The sequence below is a fragment of the Viscerimonas tarda genome (assembly GCF_054601255.1).
In genome coordinates, this window is sequence record NZ_BAAHWV010000142.1 from 1 (window position 1) to 1019 (window position 1019).

Below are 1019 nucleotides of genomic sequence, written 5' to 3' on the forward strand. Positions count from 1 at the left end.
ATTACGACAAACTCAAAGCCATACACGATTTGGTAAAGGATGCAAAGAAAGTCCGCGATGCCATTTTGCTGGTGGGCGAAATCGGCGACATTTATGTAAACAGCTTCCAAAAGATGCTTTCCGACCCGAATTTCCGTTACGAGGAATTGGTCGCCATTTCCAACGGCTACACGGTTTTGTTGCAGGAAAGTTCCAATATGCTTTTGGAAATGAAAGATGTTGTCAATATCAACGGACTTTCGATGACCGACCACGAACGGATGGACATTATTAACTATGTCTATGAGCGCCTGAAAAGCCATCGGAACTTGGTGGATTACTACACGCGCAAAAACATTTCCATTTCGTATTTGCGGGCAAAAAAAGCGGGAGAAAGCGACCGCGTTGTCGCTCTTTACGGAAATTCCAACGACCGCTATTGGTAATTCCAATTGAAAGTTGAAAGTTGAAAATTGAGAATTAAAAAAAGCAGTTAAAAATGGATTTTGATAATCTTCATCAAATTTTGCGCAATCTCTATACCGAGATGATGCCGCTGTGTGGCAATATGGCAGGCGTGGCAAAGGGAATTGCCGGATTGGGTGCGTTGTTTTATGTCGCTCACCGTGTTTGGCAATCCCTTTCCCGCGCCGAACCCATAGATGTGTACCCCTTGCTTCGCCCTTTTGTTATCGGGCTGTGTATCATGTTCTTTCCGACTTTTGTATTGGGGACGATGAACACTGTTCTTTCGCCTGTGGTAAAAGGCTGTAATCAGATGCTGGAAACGCAGACATTTGATATGAACGAATACCGCAAACAAAAAGATAAGTTGGAGTATGAAGCCATGATGCGTAATCCCGAAACCGCCTACCTTGTCAGCAATGAAGAATTTGACCGCCAGCTTGACGAATTGGGCTGGAGTCCGGGCGACCTTGTAACGATGTCGGGAATGTATGTCGAGCGTGGAATGTACAACCTGAAAAAGAGCATAAGAGATTGGTTTCGCGAACTCTTGGAAATACTGTTTCAGGCGGCGG

The 1019-nt window shown here is 44.9% G+C and carries 2 protein-coding genes; both read left to right on the forward strand.

Annotated features, from left to right (window positions below):
• Positions 1-425 (forward strand): DUF4141 domain-containing protein (locus ACYPWY_RS16375; protein ID WP_459686616.1); only part of this gene is annotated, 425 nt, incomplete at its 5' end.
• A gap of 53 nt (positions 426-478) precedes the next feature.
• Positions 479-1019, forward strand: a 541-nt coding sequence (gene traJ, locus ACYPWY_RS16380; RefSeq protein WP_459686618.1) for a conjugative transposon protein TraJ, incomplete at its 3' end; no start/stop codon positions are given.